Source organism: Cryptosporangium japonicum (assembly GCF_039524755.1).
GTDB lineage: Bacteria > Actinomycetota > Actinomycetes > Mycobacteriales > Cryptosporangiaceae > Cryptosporangium > Cryptosporangium japonicum.
Map to the genome: position 1 here is coordinate 1 of NZ_BAAAGX010000004.1, position 18882 is coordinate 18882.

General features: G+C 70.9%; 16 protein-coding genes. 10 read left to right on the forward strand and 6 right to left on the reverse strand.

Annotated features, from left to right (window positions below):
* Positions 1 to 54 precede the first annotated feature (54 nt).
* Positions 55 to 1197: a PucR family transcriptional regulator gene (locus tag ABD437_RS03090; RefSeq protein ID WP_344647188.1), complete on the reverse strand. Its 1143-nt coding sequence runs from the start codon at positions 1195 to 1197 to the stop codon at positions 55 to 57.
* Positions 1198 to 1280: 83 nt separating this feature from the next.
* Between ABD437_RS03090 and ABD437_RS03095 the strand changes: the two genes are divergently transcribed.
* Genes ABD437_RS03095 through ABD437_RS03105 form a run of 3 tightly spaced genes read left to right on the forward strand, consistent with a single transcriptional unit; the run spans position 1281 to position 4678 of the window.
* Positions 1281 to 2207, forward strand: a complete 927-nt coding sequence (locus tag ABD437_RS03095) for a proline dehydrogenase family protein (protein WP_344647189.1) — start codon at positions 1281 to 1283, stop codon at positions 2205 to 2207.
* Positions 2208 to 2237: 30 nt separating this feature from the next.
* On the forward strand, positions 2238 to 3866 hold the full coding sequence (gene pruA / locus ABD437_RS03100) for an L-glutamate gamma-semialdehyde dehydrogenase (RefSeq protein WP_344647190.1): 1629 nt from the start codon (positions 2238 to 2240) through the stop codon (positions 3864 to 3866).
* A 35-nt stretch (positions 3867 to 3901) separates the two neighbouring features.
* Positions 3902 to 4678, forward strand: coding sequence for a hypothetical protein (locus ABD437_RS03105; protein WP_344647191.1), 777 nt, complete (start codon positions 3902 to 3904; stop codon positions 4676 to 4678).
* A 9-nt stretch (positions 4679 to 4687) separates the two neighbouring features.
* Here ABD437_RS03105 and ABD437_RS03110 read toward each other — a convergent pair whose 3' ends face one another.
* The gene (locus ABD437_RS03110; RefSeq protein ID WP_344647192.1) at positions 4688 to 4897 is read right to left on the reverse strand and encodes a helix-hairpin-helix domain-containing protein; all 210 of its coding nucleotides are present in this window, start codon (positions 4895 to 4897) and stop codon (positions 4688 to 4690) included.
* A gap of 185 nt (positions 4898 to 5082) precedes the next feature.
* On the opposite strand from ABD437_RS03110, the gene ABD437_RS03115 reads away from it, so the two are divergent.
* The 3 genes from ABD437_RS03115 (at position 5083) to tuf (ending at position 7408) form a co-directional block, all read left to right on the forward strand.
* Entirely contained in the window at positions 5083 to 5706 is a 624-nt protein-coding gene (locus ABD437_RS03115; protein ID WP_344647193.1) for a peptidoglycan-binding domain-containing protein, read from the forward strand.
* Between the two features lie 83 nt (positions 5707 to 5789).
* Positions 5790 to 6101, forward strand: a complete 312-nt coding sequence (locus ABD437_RS03120) for a hypothetical protein (RefSeq protein ID WP_344647194.1) — start codon at positions 5790 to 5792, stop codon at positions 6099 to 6101.
* Positions 6102 to 6217: 116 nt separating this feature from the next.
* The gene (gene tuf, locus ABD437_RS03125; RefSeq protein ID WP_344647195.1) at positions 6218 to 7408 is read left to right on the forward strand and encodes an elongation factor Tu; all 1191 of its coding nucleotides are present in this window, start codon (positions 6218 to 6220) and stop codon (positions 7406 to 7408) included.
* A gap of 175 nt (positions 7409 to 7583) precedes the next feature.
* Here the strand turns inward: tuf and ABD437_RS42975 are convergent, their stop codons facing one another.
* Positions 7584 to 7991 (reverse strand): hypothetical protein, encoded by a 408-nt coding sequence (locus ABD437_RS42975; protein ID WP_425558088.1) that lies wholly within the window; start codon positions 7989 to 7991, stop codon positions 7584 to 7586.
* Between ABD437_RS42975 and ABD437_RS03135 the strand changes: the two genes are divergently transcribed.
* The 3 genes from ABD437_RS03135 (at position 7899) to fxsT (ending at position 15529) form a co-directional block, all read left to right on the forward strand.
* A complete protein-coding gene (locus ABD437_RS03135) occupies positions 7899 to 10124 on the forward strand; it encodes an FxsB family cyclophane-forming radical SAM/SPASM peptide maturase (protein ID WP_425558083.1) in 2226 nt (741 codons plus the stop codon). The genes ABD437_RS42975 and ABD437_RS03135 overlap by 93 nt on opposite strands.
* Before the next feature lie 111 nt (positions 10125 to 10235).
* Entirely contained in the window at positions 10236 to 11591 is a 1356-nt protein-coding gene (locus ABD437_RS03140; RefSeq protein ID WP_344647197.1) for a TIR-like protein FxsC, read from the forward strand.
* Positions 11588 to 15529, forward strand: a complete 3942-nt coding sequence (fxsT, locus tag ABD437_RS03145) for an FxSxx-COOH system tetratricopeptide repeat protein (RefSeq protein ID WP_344647198.1) — start codon at positions 11588 to 11590, stop codon at positions 15527 to 15529. The genes ABD437_RS03140 and fxsT overlap by 4 nt, the downstream gene beginning before the upstream one ends.
* Before the next feature lie 8 nt (positions 15530 to 15537).
* Here the strand turns inward: fxsT and ABD437_RS03150 are convergent, their stop codons facing one another.
* Positions 15538 to 16413 (reverse strand): alpha/beta fold hydrolase, encoded by an 876-nt coding sequence (locus ABD437_RS03150; protein WP_344647199.1) that lies wholly within the window; start codon positions 16411 to 16413, stop codon positions 15538 to 15540.
* A 105-nt stretch (positions 16414 to 16518) separates the two neighbouring features.
* Positions 16519 to 17262 carry a hypothetical protein gene (locus ABD437_RS03155; RefSeq protein WP_344647200.1) on the reverse strand — a complete coding sequence of 248 codons (744 nt, stop codon included), beginning with the start codon at positions 17260 to 17262 and terminating at the stop codon, positions 16519 to 16521.
* A 127-nt stretch (positions 17263 to 17389) separates the two neighbouring features.
* Between ABD437_RS03155 and ABD437_RS03160 the strand changes: the two genes are divergently transcribed.
* A complete protein-coding gene (locus ABD437_RS03160) occupies positions 17390 to 17773 on the forward strand; it encodes a VOC family protein (protein WP_344647201.1) in 384 nt (127 codons plus the stop codon).
* Between the two features lie 44 nt (positions 17774 to 17817).
* Here ABD437_RS03160 and ABD437_RS03165 read toward each other — a convergent pair whose 3' ends face one another.
* Positions 17818 to 18861: a DUF418 domain-containing protein gene (locus ABD437_RS03165; protein WP_344647202.1), complete on the reverse strand. Its 1044-nt coding sequence runs from the start codon at positions 18859 to 18861 to the stop codon at positions 17818 to 17820.
* Between the last annotated feature and the right edge of the window lie 21 nt (positions 18862 to 18882).

The following is an 18882-nucleotide window of genomic DNA, read 5'->3' on the forward strand; positions in this document are numbered from 1 at the left end:
TGCACATCGCCGCGATCAACGAATGGCTGCGCTGACCAGCAATTCAAACAGGCCCTAGCCGAGGTAGGGGGCTAGCCGGAGCGCCAGGTGCAGGCGCAGCCGGCCCTCGCCGGTGGAGAGGTCGCAGCCGGTCGAGCGTTCGATCTGGGCCAGCCGGTGGTAGACGGTCTGGCGGTGCACCGAGAGCCGGCCGGTGGCCCGCGCCACGCTGCCGGCCTCGTCCAGGAACACCCGCGCGGTCTCCACCAGCGCCGCGGGTGCCTCGTCGAGGAACCGGCGGACGCGTGGCGTCAGCAGGGTGCGGGCCAGGTCGTCGTCGCGGGCGACGCCGAGCAGCCCGAGCGGCCCGAGCGCGTCCCACTCCACGACCGTTCCGCCCTCCCGGGCCCGGGCCACCCGGAGCGCGACCCGGGCGCCGGTGCGGCTGTGGGCGAGTTCGGCCAGGCCGGACACGACGGGCCCGATGCCGACCCAGGTCGACTCGTCCAACGACGACAGCCGCCGCCCGAGGCCCAGGGCCGACAGCGTCGCCGGCAGGTCCGTCGCGGTCCGGATCAGCTCGGCGTGCACGACCGCGGCGCAGACCGCGCTGTCCTCGCGCACCCAGACCAGGCCGGAGCGCGTCGACCGGCTCGCCAGCTGACCGCCGAGGTCGGGGCGGTGAACGAGCACGCAGGCGACCGGGTCACGCACGTCCAGGCCGGCCGCGCTCGCCAGTTCCAGCGCGGAGTGCTGCGCGGCGCCACCGTGGCCCTCGACCGCTTCGCGGTAGTTCGCGTCCCGCCGCGCCTGCCTGCGCTCGACCAAGCCGAGCAGCGACGCGGCCGACTCGGCGATCCGGGTGGCCTCGGCCCAGTGCTCCACGGAGATCGGGTGCTCGTCCTCGAGGAGCCAGAAGTAGCCGTGGACGCGCCCCCGGTGCCGCGCCGGGATGCACAGCCGCGCGGCGATGCCCCGGTCCGGATCGGCCGGGGTGCGCACCGGCCCGGTCGCGTCCCGGATGCCGTGCGAGAGGAACCACTCGCGCACCTCCGGCGTCGAACCGCGCTCGAGGATCGAGTGGCGCCTGACCTCGTCGACGACACCGGCGCGGCCCTGCCCGGAGAACCCGATGAGCCGGAAGTCGGGATCCTCCAGCGTGCAGGGCGCGTCGAGCAGCCCGGCCATGTCGTCCACCAGGTCGTCGAGCGCCGTCACTAGACAAGTGTCACATGTTTGACCGGTGATCACGTGACACCTGTCGGTGCCGCGCCCCTGAGCTGCCGCTCTAGCGTTCGACCATGCTCAGCTCTGCGCTCAACCGTGCCGCCCGGAGCGGGCGCGTCCGCCGTGTCGTCGAGCGTGTCCCGGTGACCCGGCGGGTCGTCGACCGGTTCGTGGCCGGCGAGGAGATCGCCGACGTGGTGCTGGCCGGTGAGTACCTGCGCCGGCAGGGTCGCTCGGTGACGATCGACGTCCTCGGCGAGGACGTCACCGACGCCGCCGGCGCCGCCGCGACCACCGCCGCCTACCTCGCGCTGCTGACCGCGTTGGCCGAGCAGAACTGCGCCGAGGGCGCGGACGTCTCGCTCAAACTCTCGGCCCTCGGCCAGGCGCTGCCGGGCTCCGGCGACGAACTCGCCGAGTCGAACGCCCGGGTGATCTGCGAGGCCGCCACGGCGGTGGGCGCGACGGTCACCCTCGACATGGAGGACCACACGACCGTCGACTCGACGCTGGCCATCGGCGCGAAGCTGCGCGTCGAGTTCCCGCTCACCGGCAGCGTGCTCCAGGCCAACCTGCGGCGCAGCGAGCGCGACCTGGCCGACCTGGCCGGGCCGGGCACCCGGATCCGGTGGGTGAAGGGCGCCTACCGCGAGCCCCGGGACGTCGCGTACCAGCAGAAGACCGAGGTGGACGACGCCTACCGCCGGGGCATCCGCAGCCTCATGGAGTCCGGCGGCTACCCGATGATCGCGACCCACGACCCGGCCATGCTCGGGCACGCGGTGCGGGCGGCGGCCGAGACCGGCCGGAGCGCGGGGGACTGGGAGGCGCAGATGCTCTACGGCGTCTCCACCGACCGGCAGCGCGAGCTGGTCGAGCAGGGCCGGCGGCTGCGCGTCTACGTGCCGTTCGGCACCGACTGGTACGGGTACTTCATGCGTCGGCTCGCCGAGCGGCCGGCCAACGTCGCCTTCTTCCTCCGTGCCCTCGCGCGCGGCTGACCACCTCCCGATCCCCGACCTGGAGCATCCATGGACGCAGTGACGGCCCCGCCGGCTCCGACGAACGAGCCGAACCTGACCTACGCGCCGGGCAGCGGCGAACGCGACGCCCTGCAGGCGGAGATCGCGCGCCTCGAGAAGGAACGGCACGACCTGCGCGGCTACGTGGGCGGTTCCTGGGTGGCCGGTGGCGGTGCGGAGATCGACGTCGTCCAGCCCCACGACCACCAGCACGTCCTCGGCACGCTGCGCAACTCCACCCGCGACGACGCCCGTGCCGCGGTGCGCGCCGCCGCCGACGCCGCGCCCGGCTGGCGTGACCTGGACTTCGACGACCGCGCCGCGGTGCTGCTCAGGGCGGCCGACCTGCTCGCCGGCCCGTGGCGCCAGCGACTCAACGCGGCCACCGTGCTGGGCCAGTCGAAGACACCGTTCCAGGCCGAGATCGACGCCGCCTGCGAACTGATCGACTTCTGGCGCTACAACGTCCACTACGCGCGTCAGATCCTCGCCGACCAGCCGATCGCGAACAGCTCCGGCGTGTGGAACCGCACCGACCACCGCCCGCTCGAAGGGTTCGTCTACGCGATCACCCCGTTCAACTTCACCGCGATCGCCGGCAACCTGCCGACCGCACCGGCCCTGATGGGCAATACGGTGCTCTGGAAACCCTCACCGACCCAGCAGCTCGCGGCGTCGCTGACGATGGAGCTGCTGACCGAGGCCGGTCTCCCGCCGGGCGTGATCAACATGCTTCCCGGTGACGGCCTCGAGGTCTCCGAGGTCGCGCTGGCCAGCCCCGACCTGGCCGGCATCCACTTCACCGGGTCGACCCCGACGTTCCAGCACCTGTGGCGCGAGGTCGGCGCCAACATCGCGAACTACCGGTCGTACCCGCGCGTCGTCGGCGAGACCGGGGGCAAGGACTTCGTCGTCGCGCACCCGTCGGCCGACCCCGACGTGCTGCGTACCGCGCTGATCCGCGGCGCGTTCGAGTTCCAGGGCCAGAAGTGCTCGGCCGCCTCGCGCGCCTACGTGCCGCGCTCGGTGTGGGCGCGGATGAAGGACTCGTTCCTCGCCGAGATCGAGTCGATTCCGATCGGCGACCCGACCGACTTCACGAACTTCCTGGGCGCGGTCATCGACGCGCGGGCGTTCGCGAAGCACCGGGCCGCGATCGAGCGGGCGAAGGAGTCGTCCCACCTCGACGTGCTCGTCGGGGGCGAGCTCGACGACTCGGTGGGCTACTTCGTGCACCCCACCGTCGTCGAGGGCGGCGACCCGACCGACGAGATGTTCACGACCGAGTACTTCGGCCCGATCCTGGCCCTGCACGTCTACGAGGACGCGAACTTCGAGCAGGTGGTCCGCGGCATGGAGTCGATCGCGCCGTACGCGCTGACCGGCTCGGTCATCGCCCGGGACCGCCGCGCGATCGCCTGGGCGCAGCGGGAGCTGCGTTTCGCGGCCGGCAACTTCTACGTCAACGACAAGCCCACCGGCGCCGTCGTCGGCCAGCAGCCGTTCGGTGGCGGCCGGGCTTCCGGCACCAACGACAAGGCCGGTGCCGCGGCGAACCTGACCCGGTGGGTCAGCCCCCGCTCGCTGAAGGAGACGTTCGTGCCCCCGACGGACTACCGCTACCCGTACCAGCGCTGACCGGTTTGCAACCGTGCCTACTTAGGGTGACGGTTGTGAAGCGTCTGGTCGCACCGCTGTACGTGTTCGTCGTGTTCCTGTGTGCGGTGAGCGAGGCGGCGGGCAGCTATCTCGTCGACCGGATCTACGTGGGCGTTCTGCTGTTCCCCGTCGCGCTGGTGCTGTCGGACGTTCTCGGTCTCGCCACGCTTCTGTTCTCGGCGGGGGGTCGGGCGGGGATCGGGGTCGCGATCGTCGTGGTGTACACCGGTGCGGCGGTGCTGAACGTGTGGCTGTGGCGCGCGGTGGTTCGTGCGTATGTGCGGTCGAAGGAGGTGCCCGTCGGGGTGCCGTCTTCGTATCCGCCTCCGTATCCGCAGGCTTCGTATCCGCAGGCTCCCTATCCGACGGCGGCGTCGGCTGACTCGCCGTTGGCGGCGTCGGCCGAGCCGCCGGTTGCGGGGCCGCCGGCCGTTCGGCTGCCGGTCGGGCCGCCGGTGGTTCCGCCGGTCGGGCCGGCGTACGGGCCGCCGCCGGTGCCGCCGTTCGTTCCGCCGAGCGCCCGGCGGCTGTGGGTGCTCGGGGCGCTGGGAACCGTTCCGCACCTCGCGTCGATCGTGCTGTACGGGATCGGGCTGCACCGGATGCCGGACAACGGGATCAAGGCGGAGGTCCAGGTGACGCTGCTGCTCTCCTGGACGTTCTTCTTCTACTCGATGATCGGCTGCGGGCTGGTGGCGCTGTCGAAGCGAACGAGGCTCCAGGCCGGCGCCGTGGCCGGCGGCTCGGTCCTCGGCTTCCTGGCCGCCCTGGTGGCCGGCTCCATCGCGTGAAGAGGCGCGTCAGCGCTCGTCCGCGAAGGCGAGCCCGTGCGCGGCCAGCGCTTCGGCGAGGATGCCGACCGCCTTCGGCCCGACGCCGTGCAGGGCGAGCAACTCCCGACGGCGGTAGGACGCCACCTGCTCCAGCGTCCGGACCCCGGCCTCGCCCAGCGCACGGGTCGCCGGCCGCCCGATCGCCGGCAACCCCGCACCCTGCGACGGCGTAGTCATCCACGCACCCTAACCCCGGAGCGCACCACCCGCCCGGGTGCTCCGGGTTCACCGGAATGAATCGGCGCACCGCGGCCGCGCCGACACCGGCCGGGCCGGTCTCCGACCGCCAGTCGGTCGATGCCGGTGAACGGCGCATCTGACCGATCCTGGCGTCGTCCACCCGCTTCGAAGCTAGGAATCGAATGCCTCGCACCACCCCGGCGCCCCGGCGACTCCGCGCCCTCCTCGTCGTGCTCGGCGTGACGGTCGCCGCCGTCCTTCTACCCGCTGCCGCCGCCACCGCCAATCCGGGCGTCCGTTACATCGGACCGTCGGCCCGGTACGCGAACCCGCCGGGCGGCGTCGCCTGTGTCCAGCGGGCCCTGGGCATCGCGGCCGACGGGAAGTTCGGCAGCGAGACCTACGCGGCGGTTCGCCGATTCCAGGTCGAGCGTCGTCTCCTCGCGGACGGCATCGTCGGGCCCGCCACCGGCGACCAACTCGTCGCGGCACTGCCCGAGCCGGACCAGTTCGCGTGTGCGGCCGTTCTCCCGACGACGTTCGTGTTGATGGACGACCGCGGCGGTACCCCGGAAGGCGGGACGGTCTCCAACCGGACGCCGTCCGGGGACATCGGAGCCGCCGTAGCCATGGGCAAGCCGGTCGGGCAGTGCGTGGTCCAGGGCGTGAAGAGCCACCTCACCGGCCCCGGCCGCTTGGCGAAAGTGCTGTGGAAGCGCAAGTTGCCGAAGGCCTCCGAGCTGAAGAAGGCGCCGAACCCGGCGCTCTTCACCGCGGGTGTCGTCTGGTGCACGCTGGTCGGCTGACGAGCACGGCCCCGCCGGCCGGGTGATCGCCCGGCCGCCGGGGCCCGGCCGCCGGGGTGTGGTGGTGCGGTCCACTGCGCACAGTGGACTGGCGGAACGTGATCGAACACCCCGACGTCCGGTCGTTGATCGACTTCGACCAGCCGGTCGGGGTCATGCCCACCCCGACCCACTTGCGGCGCGCGGACCAGATCGCCGCGATCCTCGCCGGGTTCGAGCTGGCGGTGGCGTCGGCCGCCGCCCCGGACCGACGGCGGACGGCCCCGGAAATTCAGTCGGGGTCCGCGGTGTTGAGGGCTACCGTGATGCCCATGTTCGCGCCCGGTCTGCAGCTGCCCTCGTCGGTGGCTCCCGCGCGCGTTTTTTCGTTCGACGGCGTCGATACCCGACTCTGACCCTTCCCCATCGGCAGCAGAACCCCGGGGAAGGGTGGCTGCCACCTGCCCGGGTTCTGACGCGGCCGAGGCCGCGGTCGATCAACCAGGAGTGCCTTGCAACCAGTGAGGAAATCATGGCCAAGAGCCAGTTCATCCGTACCAAGCCGCACGTCAACATCGGGACGATGGGGCACGTCGACCACGGCAAGACGACCCTGACCGCCGCCATCACGAAGGTGCTCGCCGACCGCGACCCGGCCGCCAACCGGTACGTCGCGTTCGAGGGCATCGACAAGGCGCCGGAGGAGGCCGCCCGCGGTATCACGATCACGATCGCGCACGTCGAGTACGAGACGCCGACGCGTCACTACGCGCACGTGGACATGCCCGGACACGCCGACTACGTGAAGAACATGATCACGGGGGCGGCGCAGGTGGACGGGGCCATTCTCGTGGTGTCGGCGCAGGACGGGTCGATGCCGCAGACCCGCGAGCACGTGCTGCTCGCCCGTCGCGTCGGGGTGCCGTACCTGGTGGTGGCGCTCAACAAGAGCGACGCCGTCGACGACCCCGAGCTGCTCGACCTGGTCGAGCTGGAGGTCCGCGAGCTGCTGTCGGAGTACGGCTTCCCCGGGGACGAGGTGCCGGTGGTCCCGGTCAGCGCGCTCAAGGCGCTGGAGGGCGACCCGCGCTGGGTGCGGTCGATCGTCGACCTGCTCGACGCGGTGGACAGCTACGTGCCGGTGCCTCCGCGTGAGCTCGGTGAGCCGTTCCTGATGCCGATCGAGAACGTGCTCTCGATCAGCGGCCGGGGCACCGTCGTCACCGGCAAGGTCGAGCGCGGCACGCTGCGCGTCGGCGAGCCGGTCGAGGTCGTCGGCCTCGGCCCGACGGTGGCGAGCGTCGCCACCGGGCTGGAGATGTTCGGCAAGTCGCTCGACTCGGCCCAGGCCGGTGACAACGCCGCCGTGCTGCTGCGCGGGATCAAGCGCGAGCAGGTGCAGCGCGGCCAGGTGGTCGCGGCCCCGGGCAGCGTCACGCCGCACCAGCGGTTCCGGGCGACGATGTACGCGCTGACCCACGCCGAGGGCGGCCGCCACACGCCGTTCGAGGCCAACTACCGGCCCCAGTTCTACTTCCACACGACCGACGTGTCGGGCGGCCTGGAGCTGGACGGGGTGGACCTGGTGATGCCGGGTGACACCCTCGACGCGGTCGTGGTGGACCTGAGCAAGCCGGTCGCGCTCGAGGTAGGCCTGGGCTTCGCCGTTCGTGAGGGCAACCGCACGGTCGCCGCGGGCACGGTCACCGAACTGCTGGACTGAGAACGCTCGTCGCGGCCCGGCCAGGGCAATCGCCCACCGGGCCGCGGCAAGCGTGCGCGCAGGGTTGTCGTGAGCTGCGATCCTAGGCAGGATCAACCCGATGGCCGGGGCAATTATCGCGCCACGTGGAGCTAAACCGCCTCACCGCAACCAGGAATCACTAGTGTGCTACTGGTCAGCCAGCCACGCGCGTAGACCGATTACTCAATCGCAGGGACCGATGAACACCACGGGCGAACAGACCGAGATCACGACCCAGCTCACCGACTTCCGCGCGGTGCGGTTGAGTGACATAGATCCGCACGATCCGGGTCTGGCGCGGGCTGTGAAACGCATCGTCCCGGGTCATGCCGAGAACGGTCCGATTCCCATAGCGATGTTCAACTCGATGATCTGAGCGGTTGCCGCTGTGGCTGCGGATGTCGTCCCCTTCCGGCAGTACGTGCTGAAAGTGCACAGCAGATGCGATCTGTCGTGCGATCACTGCTACGTGTACGAGCACGCCGATACCGGATGGCGCAACCAACCCGGGGTCATGGCCGACGAGACCGTCGAGCGGGCTGCGGAACGGATCGGCGAACACGCCGCTGCCCATCGCTCGCCCGCGGTGGGGGTGGTGTTTCACGGTGGCGAGCCACTCCTGGCCGGTCGAGCGAAACTGGCCCGGGCGGCCACCGCGCTGCGTGCGGCCTTGCCTGCCGGATGCGCTCTCGATCTACGAATACACACGAATGGCGTAGTGCTCGACGAGCGTTGGGCCGAACTGTTCCTCGACCATGAGATCAAGGTGGGGCTTTCGCTCGACGGCGACCGAACGGCAAACGACCGGCATCGGCGGTTCGCCAACGGGCGGAGTAGCCACCCGCACGTCGTCCGGGCGATCGATCTGCTGCGCGCAGAACGCTACCGATCATTGTTCAGCGGCTTGCTGTGCACGATCGACGTCGCCAATGACCCGATCGTCGTTTACGAGGCGCTGCTCTCCCACGAGCCACCGGCGCTCGAGTTCTTGTTCCCGCACGCCACCTGGGAGACGCCGCCGGCCGCGTCGGCAGGGAACGCGCCGGAATACGCACGCTGGCTCGGCCGCATCTTCGACCGCTGGACGGCGGACGGTCGACCGGTGCCGATTCGGCTCTTCGACTCGATAGTCCGCACGACGGCCGGCCTGAGCAGCCTCACCGAGGCGATCGGGCTCCAGGACGCCGACCTGCTGGTGATCGAGACGGATGGCTCGCTGGAACAGGCGGACTCCCTCAAGACCGCGTTCGACGGTGCGGCGGCGACCGGGCTGAGCGTCTTCGCCGATTCGTTCGACGTCGCGGCCCGCCACCCGGGTATCACCGCTCGCCAGGGAGGCCTCGACGCGCTCTGTGCGGAGTGCCGGGCCTGCCCGGTCGTCGACAGTTGCGGCGGTGGCCTGTACGCCCACCGCTACCGGCGGGGATCCGGCTTCGCCAACCCGTCCGTCTACTGCGCCGACCTCAAGGAGCTGATCCGCATCGTCCGCGACCGGGTGCCGACCGGCCCGCGGTTCCACCTGCCCGAGGCCGATTTCGCGGCACTCGCCGGGGGCGTGGGAGGCGAGCACGCCGTGCGGTCACTGGCCGAGGGCCAACGCGGGTTCCGCCGTGGTCTGCTGGCCCGGGCGTACTGGCATCTGGTGGCCGTGGCCGGCATCGACTCGGAGGCCTGGGATCTGCTCGACCGCGTCGACCGGGAGGACGGCGGCATCCTCGACCGTCTCCTCGCGCATCCGTACCTGACGGCCTGGGCCGGCCGTTGTCTGAGCGGCGCCGGACCGGCCGAGGTCGCCTACCTGACCGGTCTGGCGATTGCCGCCGCGCACGAGGCGGGCGTGGAGGTCGACCTGCGGGTCACGGTGGGCTCCGATGGTGCCCTGTCGGTGCCGACCGTGGGCCGGTTGGAGACCGGGCGGGCTGGCGCCGAGCTGACGGTCGAAGTCGGCGAGAAAGGTCTCGCCGTCCGCGGGCCCGGGGAGACCTGGCACATCGTGGGCGGCGACCTCGAACCCGGCTCGGACGCGGCGGCCTGGCATCCGGTGCGCCATCTGCATGCCGGCGACATCAGCGTGGCGCTCGACGACGTCGATCCGTACCGCGACTACAGCCCGCTGCGTGCCCGGCCCTACCTCGCGGCTGCGGAGGCGCTCGAGTGGCAGGACCGGTTCGGACGGGCCTGGGACATCGTGCGGCGCGAGTACGCCGACTACGCTCCGGGTATTCGGGCCGGGCTGGTGGCGATCACCCCGCTGGAGCCCGACCCCGGTGGGCGGAGCGTGAGCGGTACCGCCCGTACCGGTTTCGGGGCCATCGGTGTCGCGCTCCCGTCCGAGCCGGCTCAGTTGGCTCTGCTGTTGCTGCACGAGTTCCAGCACGTCAAGATGGGTGCACTCCTGGACCTGCTCGACCTGTTGCACCCGATGGCCGATCCGCCCCGGTTCACGGTGGCGTGGCGTCCCGACCCCCGGCCGGTCGAAGGTGTGCTCCAGGGCGCCTACGCGCATCTGGCGGTGGCCGATTTCTGGCGCCGCCGGGCCGGGGCCGGCCCCGAGGGCCAGGCGGCCCGCCGCAAGTTCGACTCCCATCGCGCCGACACGGCGGATGCGGTAGCGGTGCTGGCCGGCTCGGGCGCCTTGACGACGCGAGGGCTCCAGGTCGCGGCGGCGATGCAGGACACACTCGACTCGTGGTGAAACGAATACCGCTCACGACAATGGACTGACTCGCGATCCCGATCCACGCGCGACTGTCGCGAGTGTCTTATACGCTGGGTTTTCCGCGGTGGATCCAGGGGGTGGGACGCGGTGCCGGAAAACGACGCGTCACCACCACCGGAACGGCAATCCCCGATCGATCCGGCCGATCCCCGGCGGCTGTGGTTTTTTCTGAGTTACTCGCGTTCCTCCGGCCCCACCAATGGACGTGGCGAGTCGGACCGGCTGGTCAAGCAACTGTTCGACGACTTGAACGAGACGGTCGCGGAACTCACCACCGAGTCCGAGTTGCCGCGTCACGCGCCCGCCGGTTTCCTGGACCAGGAAGACTTACGATCCGGCGCTCACTGGCGCGATCGGCTGGCTTTCGGATTGGCGACCTGCCGGGTGTTCGTGCCGCTTTATGCGCTGCGCTATTTCGACAGCCCCGAATGCGGCCGGGAGTGGAACGCCTTCACCACCCGTCAGCTCAACGATATGGCGCACGGATACAGCGGGCGGGAGGGAATCGTCCCGATCCTCTGGACACCGGTGGAGCCGGGAAACCTCCCGGAAGTCGTGAGCTCGATCCAGCTGGCCGGCCCACCGTTTCCGGCGTCGTATTCTCGTTACGGGGTGTTCGGCCTGCTCCGCATGGGCGGGCGTTTCCGCGCCGATTACCGGTGGACCGTGCACCACCTCGCCGAGCGCATCGTCGAGGTCGGCCGCGTGGCGCGTCCGGCGCCCGGGCCGCTGGTTCCGTACGACCGGTTCGGTAGTTCGTTCGGGCTCAACGGCGGCACCGGAGAGGGGCGCCGGGTGCAGCTGACGGTCGTGGCGCCCCCGCGCACCGACTGTCCGCCCGAGCGGTCGAAGGTCTTCTACGGTGGTGATCCCCGGGACTGGAAGCCCTACCACCCCGTCTCACCGCACCCGATCGCCGACCATGCGGGCCGGGTCGTCCAGAACCTCGACTACCGGCCGGAGATCCGCGACTTCAGCGCCGACAGCGGCGCGCTCCTGGCCGACCGGCCACCGCAGGCGCCGGTCGTGCTGCTGATCGACCCGTGGGCAGCGGTGAACCCACCTCTCGCCGACCGTCTGGCGACCCTGGATTCGCAGCGGAAGGGGTGGATCGGGGCGGCGGTCGCGTGGAGCGAAACCGACCAGGAGAGCCGGTCGGCCGAGGACACCCTGCGCCGGGCGTTGAACGACGTGCTGTCGCGTCGTCTGGAGGACTGCCGGCGCGTCTCCCGGGCGGCCGCCAACGGCCTCGGCACGCTGGAGGAATTCACGACCGAGCTGCCTCACGTGGTCGCGCTCGCCGTCCGGCGCTTCTTCGGTAGTGCCGACTCGTCGATGCCGCTCGAGCCGCCCGGCTCCCGGCCCCGCCTGGGCGGCCCGCCGCCGCCGACGACCGGCAGCCTCTCGATACCGCCCCTCGACGACCCCGAGGAGTCACCATGACCCAGTCGGCCGACGGCGTCGTCGTCACGTTCTACTCCTACAAAGGCGGCACCGGCCGAACCATGGCCCTCGCGAACGTGGCCTGGATACTGGCCAGCAGCGGGCACCGCGTCCTGGTGGTCGACTGGGATCTGGAGTCGCCCGGCCTGCACAAGTTCTTCCGCCCGTTCCTGGACGACGAGACGCTGCGGGCCACCCCGGGCGTCATCGATCTGATCACCGATTTCGCTTTCGCGGTGACCGACCACACCGAACGCGAGGACGGCTGGCACCTGGAGTTCGCGGACATCCTGCGGTGCGCGATCTCCGTCGACTGGTCGCATTTCCCCGCCGGCGGCGGGCTGGATTTCGTGTCGGCCGGCCGGCAGAACCGCGACTACTCGTCCTCGGTCAGCAGCCTGGACTGGGACAATTTCTACGTCCGGCTCGGCGGCGGGCAGTTTCTCGACGCCCTGCGGGCCAACATGAAGTCGCACTACGACTACGTGTTGATCGACAGCAGGACGGGCTACAGCGACGTCGCCGACATCTGCACGATCCAGCTGCCCGATGTCCTGGTGGACTGCTTCACGCTCAGCGACCAGGCCATCGAAGGCGCATCGGCCGTGGCCCGCACGATCGACACCCGGTACGCCGACCGCAACATCCGGATCCTGCCCGTGCCGATGCGGGTGGACGAGGCCGAGAAGGAGAAGCTGGACGCCGGCCGAGCCCTGGCCCGCGCGCGCTTCGCCCGGTTCCCGCGGGGCCTGCGCGGCGAGGACGCCGACCGCTACTGGTCGTCGGTCGAGATCCCGTATCGCCCGTTCTACGCCTACGAGGAGACGCTCGCCACCTTCGGCGACGCCACGCCCGCGCCACCGAGTTCCCTGCTGGCGGCCTACGAGCGGCTGACCGAGGCGATCACTCAGGGCCGCGTGGGGATGTTGCCGCCGCTGCCCGAGGACGTGCGGCTGCGTACCCGTGAGGCGTTCGTCCGCCGGGCCCCGGTCGGCCAGTCGGACGTGTTCCTGAGCTACGCGGCCGAGGACCGGATGTGGGCCGACTGGATCGCCCACACGCTCACGGCGGCCGGCTTCCGGGTCACCGTCCAGGGCTCCGGACAGGCGGCCGGCCGGGACGCCGAGGCCGAGGCACGCCAGCACGCCGAGGCGGCCAGCCGGACGATCGCACTACTCTCCGACGCCTATCAGCGCTCACCGCAGGCCGAAGCGGTGTTCCAGGCGGTACTCGATGCCGACCCGGCCGGCAGCAGGCGGCAGCTGATCCCCGTGCGGATCGCGTCGGCCCGCCTTCGTCCGCGGTTCACGCGTCGGACACAGGTCGACCTGATCGGCCTCGACGAACGAATGGCGGCCGACGCGTTACTGCTCGCACTCGACCTGCCGCCGGAGTCGGCGGAGGGCGTCGGCGCGGACCCGGCGGACGGACCCCGTTTCCCCGGTGCCCAGCCGACCGTCTGGCAGGTGCCCTCACGCAACGCCAGTTTCACCGGCCGCGCCGACGAGTTGGAACGGCTGCGCGACAAGCTGGCCGGCGGGAACCAGATCGTGGTGTTGCCGCAGGCCCTCCACGGGCTGGGCGGCGTCGGTAAGACGCAGGTGGCCATCGAGTACGCCCACCGCTTCCGCGGTGACTACGACCTGGTCTGGTGGGTGCGGGCCGAACAGCCGGAGGACATCGACCACAGCTTCGCCGACCTCGCCCAACGGCTCGAACTGGCCGGCGGCGACGACGTCGTGGAAGCCGCCGCTGCGGCGCTGGAGGCGTTGCGCCGGGGCGAGCCCTACAGCCGCTTCCTCGTCGTCTTCGACAACGCCGACCAGCCGGAGGATCTGAGCCGGTACGACCTCGGTGGCTCCGGGCACGTACTGATCACGTCACGCAACCCGGCCTGGGCCCGGGTCGCCGATCCGCTGGAGATCGGCATCTTCACCGAGGAAGAGAGCGTCGAGCTGCTCAGCCGGCGGGTGCCGGGCCTGTCCAGGTCGGACGCGGCCCGGGTGGCCGAGGCGCTCGGCAACCTGCCGCTGGCGCTGGAGCAGGCCGGGGCCTGGCTGGACGAGACCGGCTTCTCGGTCGAGCAGTACCTCGAAGACCTCGCCGCCGGGCCGGTGAACGTCCTCGCGATCAACCGGCCGACCGACTACCCGACCCCGGTCGCCGCGACCTGGGACCTGTCGTTCCGGCAGGTCAAAGCCCGCTCGCGCGCGGCGGCCAGGTTGCTCGAGCTCTGTGCGTTCTTCTCGCCGGACTCGATCGCGATCTCACTCGTCTACAGCGATGAGATGCGCAACATCCTCGTTCCGTTCGACGAGACGCTCCGCGAGAAGCTGATGCTCGGACGCGTCACCCGCGAGATCACCCGCTTCGCGCTGGCGCGCATCGACCAGCCGAGCAACTCCATCCAGATCCACCGGCTGGTGCAGGCGGTGCTCCGCAGCCGCATGACCGAGGCCGAGCAGGAGCACACCCGCCACCAGATCCATCAGGTGCTGGTCAGCGCCCGGCCTCGGCAGGGTGGTGTCGACGATCCGGACAACTGGCCGGAGTTCGACAAGATCTGGCCGCACCTGACCCCGTCGATGGCGAGTGACTGCGACGAGGAGGAGACCCGCAGCCTGCTGATCGAGCGGGTCCGCTACCTGTGGCGCCGAGGTGAGCTGGACTCCGCGGCAGCACTCGGCCGCCGGCTGGAGGAGCTCTGGAGCACGCACACCCCGATGGGGCCCGACCACCGTCAGGTGCTCTACCTCCGCTTCCACCTGGGCAACGTGCTGCGCTCCCAGGGGCGCTACCTCGAGGCCTACGAGGTCGACGCCGACGTGTTCGATCGGCAGCAGCGCACCCTGCGGCCGGACGACGCTCATATCCTGCTGACCGCCGGGGGCCTCGCCGCCGACCTGCGCACCCTGGGGAAGTACCAGGCCGCCCTCGATCGTGACGAGCTCACCTACCGCCAGTTCAAAGACCTGTTCGGCGACGACCACCCGCGGGCACTGTCGGCCGCCAACAACCTCGCCGAGTCGTGCCGACTGGTCGGCGATTTCCACCGGGCGCGCGAGCTGGACGAGGAGACGCTCGCTCGCCGGCGGACCGTGCTCGGTGACGATCACCCGTACACGCTCTACTCGATGGCGAACCTGGGAATGGACGTCCGGGAGGCCGGCGACTACCTCCGGTCGGCCGAGTTGCTCCGCTCCACCTACGAGCGCTACCGGACGGTGGTGGGCGACGACTCACCGGACACGCTGCGCGCCGCGAAGAGCCTCGCCGTCTCGCTCCGCCGTGCGGGGGACAGCACGGCGGCCCGACTGCTCAGCGAGGACACGATCGAGCGGATGACCGCGCGCTTCGGACCGTCCGTGCCGGACACGTCGGCCTGCAAGCTCAACCTCGCGGGAGACCTCGCCGACGAGGGCCACACGATCGAAGCGGCCCGGCTCGCCGAGCAGGTGTTCGACGATCTGCGCGTCAGCCTCGGCCCGAGCCACCCGTACACCCTCGCCGCGTCCAACAATCTGGCGATCTACCTGCGCAACTCCGGTGAGCTCAACCGGGCCTCGATCCTGGCCGGTGAGACCTTGCGGGCCTTCCGGGAAAGTCTGGACGCGCGGCACCCGTACACGTTGACCTGCGCGATGAACGTCGCCAGCTGCCGATCCGACCAAGGCGACCAGACCGGCGCGGCGGCGATCGAAGCGCGGACCCTGGAACAGTTGCGCGACGTACGGGGGAGCCTGCACCCGGAGACGCTGGCCTGCGAGGCGAACATGGCGGTCACCATCCGGCTCGCCGGGCGGGAATCCGACGCGGAGAGCCGGCGGCAGAGCGTCCTGCCCCGGTTGCTCGAGGTGCTCGGACCGCACCACCCCTACTGCCGGGCCGCCCGACGATGGAATCGGATCAACTGCGACATCGAACCCCTGCCGTGGTGAGATCCGGGTCAGGCCGCGCGGACGTCGGCGACCAGCCACGGAAGCAGGTTGGGCAGCACACCCAAAGCGCCGAAGTGGGCCGCGCCGGGATGGCGCACCAACTGGGCGGTCGGGATCTCCTCGGCCAGCCACTGGGCGTGCCCGACGGGGGAGAACACGTCGTCCTCGCCGTGCCACAGCACGACGGGCCGGTCGATGGACCGGGGTTCGAAACCCCACGGGGAGCGGAACGCCAGCGAGTCGTCCACCCAACCGTGTGCTGATTCCCTGAGCGCCTCGGCGAAGTTGCCGGCCAGCATCGCGCGGATGCCGGCGTCGGCGACGATCCGCCGGTCCGGCTCGGGCACCTCCTGCAGCAAGGAGAGAATCAGCCGGCGCGGATCGGCGCGGATGACGTCGGCGGCCTCCTCCACCCAGGTCGAGAACGCGGTGCCTCCGGAGGAAGCGATCGTGTACTCGCGCACGTTGGACTGCGACATGCCGGCGAACCAGTCCAGCCCGTCGGCGTCGGGCGGTGCGAGCGTCACCAGGGCCGCCGCCCGCGTGACCCGCTCGGGGAGCAGCGCCGCACAGGCCAGAGCATGCGGACCGCCCCCGGACCGGCCCACGACCGCGAACCGATCGATGCCGAACGCATCCGCGATCGCGGCCGTGTCGGTGGCCGCGTCGCCGACCACTCGGCCCAACGAGCGATCCGACCCCCCGTAACCGGGCCGGTCGTAGGCGATCATCCGGATGCGCTGCCGGTAGAGCACCGCATCGCGGGGATGAGGGCCCAGCCGACTGCCCGGGGTGCCGTGCAGCAGGAACACCGGGCTTCCGTTCGGGTCCCCCCACGTCTCGACCGCCAGCCGCCGGCCGTCCGGTGTTCCGACGAACTCCAAGTTTGTTTCCCCCGTACTTCTGCCCGGCCTCCTCCCAGTTTCGGGGATCAACCGTCGCGGTGGGGCGACTTACCTGTCGTCCGGCTCATTCGGACACCACGATCGTCAGAATGCTGTCCGGTCCGCAGGTCGGACCGGACAGGTCACGGAAATTGCTGACGTCGGCAGGCCCAGCAGTTGGCGGCTTCGGTGGACTGATCGGACGACTTCGTTCTGCAGTGCTGCCGGGTCGTCCGCGAGATCGAGGAGTTGTTCGGCGCGGTGTTTCAGGGTGTGTTCCCAGCTCACGAACAGCCTGTCGTCCGCGGAAGCGATCGCCTGCCAGCACCGTGCGGCGGTGGAGGCGTCGCCGTGGAGCGCGGCGGCCGCTCCGCCGTCGAAGGCGAGCCGGAGCCGCGACTCGGCCGGCCGGACGTGTCGTGTCGACAGCCGGTCAGCGGTCGTTCCGACGTCGGGGAACTGCTCGCGGAGCTGGACGGCGCGCTGCCCCGCGATGCGAGCCACCGTGGTCATCTCGTCGGCGAAGTCGTCGGCAGCGCGGAACGTGACGTGCTGCGTCCAGCCGGGCTCGCCGGGCGGTGAGTCACCGCTGAAGGAACCGTCGCTGCGCCAGTGAACGCGCGAGCCCTCGTCGAACGCCCAGTGTTCGTGCTCGTTCCACAGCCACATCAGGCCGACGTCGAGATAGACGCCCGGAGTGCGGCCGGACTGGAACTCGACCAGGACGAGCGACCATCCGCGGTCGTCGTACCAGAGGCGGCGCCGACCCTGCGGCCGGAAACCGAGCGGACGCAGGTGCGTTCGGGCCGCCGCCGCCACGAGCCGGCCGACCGTGCGCGAATCGGACACGACCCCCAGCATGCTCCTCGGCCGCAAAGCGGGGGTGCCGGTCGCTCGTGACCTGCGCGCAGCCGAATCGGCGCAACGGCGACGCGCAACGCGGCCGAGGGGTTGGTCCGGCGGTAGCGTGTGCCGGATGGCGATGCGGTGGACGCTGGGATGTGACGCCGAGAATCCGCAGCGGATCGCGGCGTTCTGGGCGGAGGCACTGGGTTACGTGTTCGAGCCCGGTTACGAGGACCCGGACGGTGCCTCGATCGTGGATCCCGACGGGAGGGGTCCGGCTATCGGTTTCCTGCGGGTGCCCGAAGGCAAGACGGCGAAGAACCGGATGCACATCGATCTCCGGGTCGCCGCGGAGATGCCGGGTGATGCGGCGGAACGCGAAGACCTGATCCGGTCGACGGTCGCCCGTCTCGTGCCCGCCGGGGCGACCGTCGTACGCGAGGAGTTCTACGGCGGGCAGTTCGGGCACGTCGTCCTGCTCGACCCGGAGGGCAATGAGTTCTGCGTCGCCTGACGAACCGCCCCGACCACCACTCCGTGGGCTACCAGGTGGACCGCTCAGGGCGTACGCCGCAGGGGCGGTCGACGCCACCAGGTCGCCCAGCGCCACACCCACTCCACCGGGCCCTGGCGGTATCGGCGCAACCAGAGGACCGACCACGTCCACTGCACCAGCAGGACCGCCGCCGCGACCGTGACCACCGCCCCGGTCGGCCAGCGGTCCGAGTCGCCGGCCACGCCGGAGATCACCAGCACCAGCAGCGTCGCGGTCAGGTAGTTGGTCAGTGCCATCCTCCCGAGCGGCCGGAAGACGGCGGTCAGGACCGCGGCGAGCCCGGTCCGGAGCAGGAACAGCATTCCGCACACGTAGGCACCGGCGGTCAGCAGCCCGGCGACCGGGTAGGCGATGCGGAAACCACCCGGATCAGTGGATCCGGCTCGCAACTGGACCAGGACCGCCGGAACGGCGGCGAGCGCGAAGGCCAGGCCCAGCACCGCGGTGATACGCGGACGAGCGTCGATCCGGGCGACCACCCCGTACCGGGTCAGCGCCGCCCCGAGCAGGAACAGCCCGGGGATCAGCGAGTACCAGCCCCCGAACAGGGTCGCCGCCAGCACGACGAGTACCCCGGCGCCGGCGGCGACCACCCACCGCGGTAGCCACGTGGACGGCAGCAGAACCAGTAGGCCGACGATCGCGTAAACGGTGAGGACGTCGCCCCGCCACAACAGCAGGAAATGGACGAGCCCGACGGCGAACAGGGCCAGCAGCCGACGCAGCACCACGATCCGTGGCCGCCTGGTTCGTGCCCGCGCGGAGTCGAGCATCAGCGCGAAGCCGATCCCGAAGAGCACCGAGAAAATCGGGAAGAATCGCTGGTCGACCAGCAGGTGCAGTGCGGTGGCCGAGGTCGTCTCCGGAAGGTGCGTCGCGGTGAGTTCGCCGCCCCGGTGGGCGATCGGCTTCACGTTCGCCAGGAGAATGCCGCACAGCGCGAATCCACGGAGCACGTCGAGCGCGACGATGCGCTCGGGTGCCCGCGTCGCATCGGGTACGGGTTGGACGTCGTGCGCGGCGGTTCGCGACATGTGCCGGGACATGCCGGCAATCCTGGGCGAGCG